Source organism: Thermodesulfovibrionales bacterium, from assembly GCA_035622735.1.
GTDB lineage: Bacteria > Nitrospirota > Thermodesulfovibrionia > Thermodesulfovibrionales > UBA9159 > DASPUT01.
The window spans coordinates 1-9,568 of the sequence record DASPUT010000084.1; the positions used below are offsets into that span (position 1 = coordinate 1).

Below are 9,568 nucleotides of genomic sequence, written 5' to 3' on the forward strand. Positions count from 1 at the left end.
AGTCAGTGATCGGAAGGGAGGCGAGGAGGCAGATACTCGATGCTGAAGGGAGGCTTCCCGACTATCTCATCGCATGCGTCGGCGGGGGCAGCAATGCAATGGGGCTTTTCCACGCATTTTCAAACGATCCGGTGAGAATGATCGGTGTCGAGGCGGGAGGGAGAGGCATAGAGAGCGGCGAGCACGCTGCGCGGTTCGCAGGGGGCTCGCTCGGAGTCTTTCAAGGAACGAAGACCTTTCTCCTCCAGGATGAGGCAGGCAACGTGCTCGGCACGCACTCTGTTTCTGCGGGCCTGGACTATGCTGCCATCGGGCCGGAGCATTCCTTTTTGAAGGATTCCGGGCGGGTCGAGTACACGTATGCAACCGACGCGGAGGCGTTGGCGGCCTTTGAACTCCTTTCAAAAAAAGAAGGGATCATCCCCGCCCTTGAATCCGCCCATGCTATAGCCGGCGCAGTGAAACTCGCCCCGCGAGTTCCCGGAGAAGGGGTCGTGATTATTAATCTGTCGGGCCGCGGGGATAAGGACGTGCAGCAGGTTGCGCGACTCAAGGGGATCGAGATCTGCTGAGTCTTGAGGATTTTGGGGATGAATAGGATAGAAGCCACATTCAAGAAGCTGCGGAGGCAGCATAAGAAGGCCTTCATACCGTATATCATGGCGGGAGACCCCTCCCCCGAGAAGACGAGGGAGACGGTCCTCCTCTTCGCGCGATGCGGAGCGGACCTTGTCGAGCTCGGCGTACCCTTCACCGACCCTCTTGCGGACGGGCCGACCATTCAACGGGCTGCAGAGAGGGCATTACAGGCCGCTGTCACGCTGCGAACAGTTATCGGCCTTGTACGGGAGCTGAGAAAGGATACCGAGATACCGCTGATCCTCATGACCTATTACAACCCCGTCTATAAATATGGCGATGCAATGTTCGTCAGGGATGCGGTTGAAGCCGGAGTCGACGGTGTCATCATCCCCGACCTCCCCGTTGATGAGGCGGGTGACCTCATGAGGCTTTCGAAGGAGGCGGGCCTTGCCACGATATTTCTCCTTGCGCCGACATCTACGGAAGACCGGATGAAAAAAGCGGCAAAGGCGTCACAGGGGTTTATCTACTATGTCTCGATGACCGGGATAACAGGCTCCCGACTTTCCGTTGATGCTTCACTGAAAGAGTCCCTCGAAGCCGTGCGCAGGCTCACGAAAAAGCCTGTTGCCGTAGGTTTCGGCATCTCGACTCCGGAGGAAGCTGTTTCCGTCGCAGAATTCGCCGACGGAATCATAGTCGGCAGCGCCCTTGTGAAGAGATTGCATGAGGCGCCCGAGGGTCTCGAAGAATTTGTTTTGGAGTTGCGGAGGGCGATTCGGTAGATGTCCGCAGGGTGCAGTGAAAGTATCGAAGAGGCAAACAACTGAATTATGGCCTGGTTCAAGAAGACAAGGGAACAGAAGATAGAAAAGAAGGTCAAGATCCCCGAGGGGTTGTGGGTGAAGTGCGAGAACTGCAAGGAGATCGTCTATAAGAAGGAGATAGAGAAGAATCTGAAAGTCTGTCCGAAATGCAATTACCATTTCCGGATCAGCGCACGGGAGCGACTCACGCTCACGATCGACGACGGGAGCTTCGTCGAGACGAATGCGGATCTTACGTCGGGAGATCCCCTGAATTTCAAAGATACGCTCTCATACAGAGAGAGGATTAAGGAGAGCAGGAAGAGAAGCGGTCTCAATGAGGCTGTAATCACCGGTGAGGCGCTTATTGAGGGGTACCCGGTCGTAGTAGCGGTTATGGATTTTTCTTTTCTTGGGGGCAGCATGGGCTCTGTTGTCGGCGAGAAGATCGTGAAGGCAGCCGAACTGGCGATCGAAAAAAAGGTCCCCCTGATAACCGTGGCATCTTCGGGAGGCGCGAGGATGCAGGAAGGGATCTTTTCCCTCATGCAGATGGCGAAGTCATCGGCCGCCATGGGGAGACTGAAGGACGGGGGCATACTCTTCATATCGATACTCGCGGACCCGACCTTCGGCGGCGTCACCGCCAGTTTTGCCATGCTGGGGGACATCATCATAGCCGAACCGAAGAGTCTTATCGGCTTTGCGGGCCCCCGGGTAATCGAGCAGACGATTAAACAGCAGCTGCCGGAGAATTTCCAGAGGGCTGAATTCTTACTCGAACACGGAATGATCGATATGGTGGTCGATCGGAAGGTCATGAGGGAAACCCTTGCGGCCCTCCTCAGCCATCTTTCGTCCGTTCCAAAACAGCCCCAAGCTTCCTGAGCTTTTCCTCGATCTTCTCGTACCCCCTGTCGAGATGGTAGAGCCGGTGAATCGTGGTCTTTCCCTCGGCCGCGAGGCCGGCGACAATAAGGGAGGCGCTCGCCCTGAGGTCTGTCGCCATGACGTCGGCGCCCCTGAGCGTCGGGACCCCCTTTACGGTGGCGATGCCCCCCTCAATATCGATATCCCCGCCCATCCTTCTCAGTTCAGCCACGTGCATGAAACGGTTTTCGAATATCGTCTCTCTTATGACGCTCGTCCCCTGCGCAACGCACATGAGTGCCATGAACTGGGCCTGCATATCAGTCGGGAAACCCGGATAAGGCATCGTCTTTATATCCTGGGCGATAGGCCTCTGGGGGCCGAGGAGACGGATGGAATGGTGGTCTTTCTCGATCGTCGACCCCGCCTCCCCGAGTTTCGTGATCAGGGCGTCGTTATGCTCCGGAAGACAATTCCTGATACGGATATCGCCGCCGGTTATGGCGGCAATGGTCATGAATGTCCCGGCCTCGACCCTGTCGGGTATAACATCGTGCGTCAGCGGTCTGAGCTCATTCACCCCTTCGATCTCTATGGCACTTTCTCCCGCGCCTTTCACCCGCGCTCCCATCGAATTGAGGGCATTAGCAAGATCGATGACTTCGGGCTCTCTCGCTGCATTTTCGATGAGCGTGGTACCATCGGCGAGCGAGGCCGCCATCATCAGGTTCTCCGTGCCGGTCACCGTAGGAATATCGAAATAGATCACATCGCCCCTGAGTCTCTTCGCGCTCGCGAGGACGTATCCCTCCTCAAGCTTTATCTCCGCTCCGAGTTTCTTGAGTCCCATGAGGTGGAGGTCGATCGGCCTCGCACCGATCGCGCAACCGCCCGGGAGGGAAACCTTTGCTGTGCCCTCGCGCGCCAGAAGGGGTCCGATAACGAGGACCGACGCACGCATCGTCTTGACGAGATCATAGGGAGCCGTGTAATTGCTGATCTTCTCCGTGCTGATGGTGAGACGCCCCGCCTCATAGTGAAGGGCGGCGCCGAGGTTCTTCAGGAGTTTCCCCATGGTCTTGACATCCGCGAGGTCAGGGATCCTGTTAACGACGCTCTCCCCTGAGGCGAGTAAGGACGCAACCATGATGGGCAGCGCAGCGTTTTTTGCACCGCTGATCTCTACCTCACCTTTCAGCTTCACCCCGCCTTGTATTACGAGTTTATCCATAAAAGAAAATGGAATGCTCCTTCAGATCATAGGAGCCCTTGGCGTCATGAAGATAATTATACCCTAAGATGGAGGGCGAGGTCATATGTGTCATCATTATCGGAAATTCGCTCGATGTCCTCTCAGCCTTTCCTTGCAGGAGAAACTGCGCCGGTCATCACGGACGGATGCGCGTTAAGGTTTCTCGATCTTGCACGCGCGATTTCGAGCGTCTTAACAAAAAGAGGTTGACAGTCCATAGAGGTTATACTAAGATGAAATTGTGAAAAAAGTGCTATTTTTTCTCATTGCCTTCACCATCGTCATCTCTTTTCTCCATACGCGGAACGCTCTTGCTGCTATCTACAAATATGTGGACCACAATGGGACAATCTGCTTTTGTGACAATCTTTATTCGATTCCCGAAAAATACAGAAAGAGTGCCGTCATCGTGAAGAATGATTCGGAACGGTTGGACAAACAGTCTCCCGAGCAAAAATCGGGGGAGGCGGATAGCGGTGTTCCGGGACCTGACAAGCGGGATGCGTATATCGGTAAGCAAACGGTGAAGGATGTGGTGAGGAACGTTCGTGAAGGCAGATTGCTCCATTCGATCGTGGTCTTCATAGGATTCCTCGCTGTCTTCATAGGTATCGGAAAGGCGGCGAACTCGCTGAACCGAAAGCGTCTCGGTACTGTTCTCAGATTTATCCTCACGCTCGGAGTCATCGTCTATCTCTTCTTTGCTTATTCCCGGGAACTTTCGGATACCTATGCGGTGATGAAGGAAGAACTGTCCGACGCGAAGATTCTGATTGAAGAAAAGAATAAAAAGGCGGACGAAGTCGTAAAAGAATCATCGGAAAGACCGATCGTGCTGAAATAATTTCGTTTTGCAAGACTTCCTGAACGACCTTCAGGAAAGTCTGTCGGGCAGCCTGCTCCGACCCTCCCGAGCGCCAAAAGATTGATTTTTCAGGCCTTTTCGGGTATCATTTCTCTATGGAAACGAGGAAAATCCTTGAAGAATCGGGTCATTACCTGATGAATACCTATAAGAGGTTTCCTCTCGTCCTCAGGAAGGGAAGGGGCATGAGGGTCTGGGGTTCCGACGGCAAGGAATACCTCGATTTTGTCGGGGGCATAGCGGTGAACGTTCTCGGACACTGCCACCCGAAGGTTGTGGTGGCCCTACAGAAACAGGCACAGAGGCTTCTCCATGTATCCAATTACTATCACAATGAGCCCCAGATCAGACTCGCGAGGCTGCTTGTTGAGCATTCCTTCGCAGATAAGGTCTTTTTCTGCAACTCTGGTGCGGAGGCGAACGAGGCCGCGATAAAACTCGCAAGGAAATATGCGAAGGAAAACCTCTCGGGCCACCGCTTCGAGATAATTACGGCACTGAACTCGTTCCATGGAAGAACGCTCGCGACCCTTACCGCTACGGGGCAGCTGAAATTCCAGAAGGGTTTCGAACCGCTGCTCCCTGGGTTCAGACATGTGGATTTTAATGATCTTGAAGAGCTGAAGAAGGCGGTAACGACCGAGACTTGTGCCGTGATGCTTGAGCCGATACAGGGCGAGGGCGGAGTGAAACTGCCGGGGCCTGATTATCTCAAGGGTGTCCGCGAACTATGCGACAAGCATAAGATACTGCTCATACTCGACGAAGTCCAGACCGGGATGGGCAGAACGGGAAGGCTCTTCGCGTATGAAAACTACGGTATCACACCGGACATCGTGACCCTTGCGAAGGGGCTCGGCGGCGGAGTTCCGATTGGCGCGATGCTCGCAGTCGATAAGGTCGCCTCTGTCTTCGTTCCGGGAGACCATGGTTCGACCTTCGGAGGTAATCCCTTCTCCTGCGCTGCCGGTGTGGCGACCATGGAGACCCTTCTCGAGGACGGATTTATCCTTGATCAGTGCAGAAGGATGGGGTCATATTTTCTCAAGGGACTCGAGGAACTGAAGAAGGAGCACCCTAACGCGGTCGCCGATGTCAGGGGGGCGGGGCTCCTCGTCGCGATGGAGATGACGCGGGAATGCACCCCCATCGTGAACGCCTGCATGGAGCGGGGGGCGCTCATTAACTGCACATCGGGAAATGTACTGAGGTTTATGCCTCCGCTGATCGTTCAGGAAAAGGAAATTGACCATTTACTCGACATCCTCGACGACATCCTCGGGAGGGCATCATGAAGAGAGATTTCCTGACCCTCTGGGATTTATCTTCTGAAGAGATTTCTGCGGTCCTCGACAGGGCCCTCAAACTGAAGTCGGGAGAGGGAACAATGACCTGTCCCCTCATCGGGAGGAGCATCGGCCTTCTTTTTGAAAAGCCGTCGACACGGACGAGGGTATCGTTCGAGACGGGTATCTATCAACTAGGGGCGCAGCCGATATCACTCCACTCCGGTGAACTCCAGATCGGAAGGGGAGAGACGGTGGGAGATACGGCGAAAACGCTCTCGCGATACCTGAGCGGCATTGTGATCAGGACCTATGCCCATGCAAGGCTTGAAGCGTTCGCTTCTTCCGCCTCCGTACCGGTTATCAACGGCCTCTCCGACCTTCATCACCCCTGTCAGATCCTTGCCGACCTCATGACGATACTCGAAAAGAAGGGAAGGTTGAAGGGTATTCGCCTTGCCTATATCGGCGACGGTAACAATGTGGCGAATTCGCTCATAGAGGCCGCCGTCAGGATGGAGCTGAGTCTCGTATTGGCATGCCCTGAGGGATATGAACCTCATTCCGATATTCTTGACAAGGCGAGGGAGACTGCTAAGGGTGAGATCATCATCCTCAGGGACCCTCGGGAGGCTGCAGGCAGGGCCGATGTCATCTATACCGATGTGTGGGTCAGCATGGGACAGGAAAAGGAGGCTGGGGAGAGGGTGACCAAGTTCAGACCTTATCAGATTAACGATTCGCTCCTTTCCTGCGCCAAGGGAGACGTTATCGTGCTCCACTGCCTCCCTGCGCATCGCGGAGAGGAGATCACCGACGATGTTATGGATGGCCCCCACAGCGTGGTCTTTGACCAGGCCGAAAATAGGCTTCATGCGCAGAAAGCCCTCATGGAGTTTCTGATCAGGTAGGTTGGAAAACAGACTTTCCATAATTCCCCTCGGAGGCGTTGAGGAGATAGGCCTCAACTCCACAGTCTTCGAATATGCCGACGACATGATCATCGTTGATGCCGGGCTGATGTTCCCGGAAGAGGATATGCTCGGTCTCGACTTCGTCATTCCCGATTTCTCCTACGTCATCGAGAACAGAGAGAAGGTCCGCGGGATAGTGATCACCCACGGGCATGAGGATCATACCGGCGCCCTGCCGTTCCTGTTGAGGGAGTTCGCCTCTGCGAAGGCAAGAAGACATGACTCGGACGACGATGAGAGAGAGATCGATATCCCCATCTACGGGACCCCCCTGACCCTCGGTTTCATACGAGAGAAACTGGCCGAATACCGCCTCGAAGATGTGAGACTCATCCCGGTGAGTCCGAGAGGGACGATACAGCTCGGCTATTTTTCGGTGGAGTTCCTGAGGGTTACCCATAGCATCGTCGATGGAGTCGGCCTTTGCATCAATACCCCCTTGGGGAGGATTATCCATACCGGCGACTTTAAGCTCGATCCGACGCCCGTGGACGGCCAGCTCATGGACTTCCACAGGTTCGCCGAGTACGGCGAGAAGGGCACCCTCCTCATGCTCTCCGACAGCACGAATGCGGAAAAGGGAGGGTTCACCTTTTCCGAGAAGGAGGTGAGGAGGGCCTTCGAGGACATCTTCTCGAAGACAAGGGGGAGGATCATCATCGCCACGTTCGCGTCGAACATTCACCGGATACAGCAGGCGATCGATGTTGCCGGGATGTTCGGGCGAAAGGTCATCCTCTGCGGAAGGAGCATGGTCTCCAATTCCCAGATAGCCCTCGACCTCGGCTATCTCAGGATCCCTCCGGACACCTGGCTGAGACTGGAAGATATCAATACCCTGAAGGATGATGAGATCGTGATCATCACCACCGGCAGTCAGGGTGAGCCGATGAGCGTCCTTTCGAGGATAGCAACGGGAGAACACAAGATCATAAAGGTCCAGAAGGGCGATACGGTAATACTCTCCGCGAAGATCATTCCGGGCAATGAGCGCTCCATCGGGAGGATCATCAATCACCTCTTCAGACACGGCGCAAACGTCATTTACGAAAAGGTCTCCGAGATCCATGTATCCGGGCATGCCTCGAAGGAGGAACTGAAACTCATGCTGAATATGGTCCGGCCGAAGTACTTCATGCCGATCCACGGAGAATACCGGCACCTTGCCTATCACGCCATGCTCGCCGACAAGGTCGGCATACCCGAAGACCATATATTCATCCTCGAAAACGGAGAGGTCCTCGAAATCTCCGATACGGAAGCGAGACGGGGCGGCAAGATAGCTGCGGGAAGGGTCTTCATAGACGGCAAGGGCATGGGTGATGTGGAGGATATGGTCTTGCGTGACAGGCGGCGGCTGGCCCACGACGGTATCGTGCTGATCCTCGTTACCATAGAGAAACTTACCGGGACCGTTGTTTCAGGGCCCGAGATAATCTCGAGAGGTTTTATCTTCGAGGATGCGTCTCCTGACGTGATCAACGATGTGAAGGAACTCGTCACGAATACCTTGAAGGACCTTGACAGGGCGATTATCACCGACACCTTACTCCTCCAGGCGAGGCTCCGGAGTGTTCTCAAAAAGTATCTCAGGAACACCATGGAGCGGAGGCCGATGATCATGCCCCTCATCGTTGAAGTATAGGGTAACCGGGTTCTCAATGCCTTCCTCCCGCCTCTGATTCTCCCTTATTGACACCTTGCCGAAAGGGCGGTACAGTATTTTCATAGAAACGTCATGGTGCCGGTCCGAACCGGCCGAGAAAGGGGAACTCTTATGATGTGCGGTCTTTCGCAGCTCGACGCGAAAAAACTCGAGACGATCAAATCGATGGAACAGACGATGGGAAAGACACTGCTCGCTTACACCTGCCATGATTTTAAACCCGCTGCATTGAACGAGAAGGAACTTCGCGAGATGCAGGAGATGGAGAAGAAGTTAGGGGTCATTCTGGTCGCCGTAAAAACATAGGACTTTTGTTCCCGACGGCGAGCCCGACGTCCCTCTCAATTCCTGCCTGCCGAGGTTTCCGGGGGAGCGCTGTCCTAAGCCGATTCCCGCATGCGGGCTCTTCATCCCAGCACCTCCTTCCGGTGACATGGCCGGGCTTCGATTTGGTATAATCACTCAAGATGAATGAGCGGATAGCGCGGATACGTCGGGAGATCGTCGGTGTTGGTTCTCTCCTAGGTGCTCTCTACCTCGCCTTGAGCCTTGGTACCTACTCGCAATGGGATTCTTCACTTGTCGTCTTCACGTCGCTCCCGACACATAACTGGGGCGGCCTCGTCGGTTCCCATATTTCCGATTTCCTCATTACGGCTGTCGGAATTCCGGCATTTGTCCTTCCCATAGCCCTCATTTTCTATGGGATGAAGAAATTACTCGGGAAGACCGGCCACAGGATCTATGTCCTGGGCACGGCCCTTTTCATCCTATCCTCGTCGGTTTTCGCGGCCCTCATCGTTTCGACCTTTCCCGTTCTCGCTGCTGATAATGCCGGAGGCGTGATCGGTTCCGTCTCCTCTGAGCTCTTGAAGAGGCTGCTCTCGCTTCCCGGGGCTTACCTGGTCACCCTTGCTTTCTGGCTTTCCTCGATAATTATCCTGAGCCCTGTCTCCCTCGTGGAGACGATCCTGAAGAGATCGGAGGGAAAAGCCGGAGGGGATGGCGGGCCGGTAGCGGAACTCGAGGTGCTTCAGCCTCCCCTCGTATTAGACAGTTATCCGCCGGGCGAAGAGCCGCTCATCCATGGCGAATCCATCTCTCTCGGGGCTCCCGAGCCCGATTCACCGAAGCAGAGGACGGGGAACGACGGCCTTAAGGCTCTTCATGAAGAAGGGAAAACAGATTTCAAGGGCGACTATCAATTGCCTCCCCTGGAGCTTCTCCGGGCCCCTGACCCCATAGCGAGGCCCGCGCGGGATGAGAT

At 54.9% G+C, this 9,568-nt stretch carries 10 protein-coding genes; 9 read left to right on the top strand and 1 reads right to left on the bottom strand.

Going from position 1 to position 9,568, the window contains the following annotated elements; all coding sequences use genetic code 11:
• The 3 genes from VEI96_04715 to accD all read left to right on the top strand — a co-directional run.
• Positions 1-572, top strand: a 572-nt coding sequence (locus VEI96_04715; GenBank protein HXX57281.1) for a pyridoxal-phosphate dependent enzyme, incomplete at its 5' end; no start/stop codon positions are given.
• 18 nt (positions 573-590) lie between these two features.
• Entirely contained in the window at positions 591-1,367 is a 777-nt protein-coding gene (gene trpA, locus VEI96_04720) for a tryptophan synthase subunit alpha (protein HXX57282.1), read from the top strand.
• Between the two features lie 48 nt (positions 1,368-1,415).
• Complete coding sequence (gene accD / locus VEI96_04725; protein ID HXX57283.1) at positions 1,416-2,276, top strand: acetyl-CoA carboxylase, carboxyltransferase subunit beta; 861 nt, start codon at positions 1,416-1,418, stop codon at positions 2,274-2,276.
• Here the strand turns inward: accD and murA are convergent.
• Positions 2,233-3,489: a UDP-N-acetylglucosamine 1-carboxyvinyltransferase gene (murA, locus tag VEI96_04730; GenBank protein HXX57284.1), complete on the bottom strand. Its 1,257-nt coding sequence runs from the start codon at positions 3,487-3,489 to the stop codon at positions 2,233-2,235. The two genes, accD and murA, sit on opposite strands and share 44 nt — an antisense overlap.
• Before the next feature lie 262 nt (positions 3,490-3,751).
• Here murA and VEI96_04735 point away from each other — a divergent pair, with 262 nt between their 5' ends.
• From VEI96_04735 to VEI96_04760, 6 genes are all read left to right on the top strand, one after another.
• The gene (locus tag VEI96_04735; GenBank protein ID HXX57285.1) at positions 3,752-4,354 is read left to right on the top strand and encodes a hypothetical protein; all 603 of its coding nucleotides are present in this window, start codon (positions 3,752-3,754) and stop codon (positions 4,352-4,354) included.
• A 116-nt stretch (positions 4,355-4,470) separates the two neighbouring features.
• On the top strand, positions 4,471-5,670 hold the full coding sequence (locus VEI96_04740; GenBank protein HXX57286.1) for an acetylornithine transaminase: 1,200 nt from the start codon (positions 4,471-4,473) through the stop codon (positions 5,668-5,670).
• Positions 5,667-6,572: an ornithine carbamoyltransferase gene (gene argF, locus VEI96_04745; protein HXX57287.1), complete on the top strand. Its 906-nt coding sequence runs from the start codon at positions 5,667-5,669 to the stop codon at positions 6,570-6,572. The genes VEI96_04740 and argF overlap by 4 nt, the downstream gene beginning before the upstream one ends.
• 1 nt (position 6,573) lies before the next feature.
• Positions 6,574-8,280 (top strand): ribonuclease J, encoded by a 1,707-nt coding sequence (locus tag VEI96_04750; GenBank protein ID HXX57288.1) that lies wholly within the window; start codon positions 6,574-6,576, stop codon positions 8,278-8,280.
• A gap of 132 nt (positions 8,281-8,412) precedes the next feature.
• Positions 8,413-8,607, top strand: a complete 195-nt coding sequence (locus tag VEI96_04755; protein HXX57289.1) for a hypothetical protein — start codon at positions 8,413-8,415, stop codon at positions 8,605-8,607.
• A gap of 161 nt (positions 8,608-8,768) precedes the next feature.
• Positions 8,769-9,568 (top strand): DNA translocase FtsK 4TM domain-containing protein (locus tag VEI96_04760; GenBank protein ID HXX57290.1); only part of this gene is annotated, 800 nt, incomplete at its 3' end.

Coding starts and splice junctions, on each gene's coding strand:
- murA (HXX57284.1), bottom strand. CDS start 3,489: ATGGATAAACTCGTAATACAAGGCGGGGTGAAGCTGAAAGGTGAGGTA.
- trpA (HXX57282.1), top strand. CDS start 591: ATGAATAGGATAGAAGCCACATTCAAGAAGCTGCGGAGGCAGCATAAG.
- argF (HXX57287.1), top strand. CDS start 5,667: ATGAAGAGAGATTTCCTGACCCTCTGGGATTTATCTTCTGAAGAGATT.
- accD (HXX57283.1), top strand. CDS start 1,416: ATGGCCTGGTTCAAGAAGACAAGGGAACAGAAGATAGAAAAGAAGGTC.
- VEI96_04740 (HXX57286.1), top strand. CDS start 4,471: ATGGAAACGAGGAAAATCCTTGAAGAATCGGGTCATTACCTGATGAAT.
- VEI96_04755 (HXX57289.1), top strand. CDS start 8,413: ATGATGTGCGGTCTTTCGCAGCTCGACGCGAAAAAACTCGAGACGATC.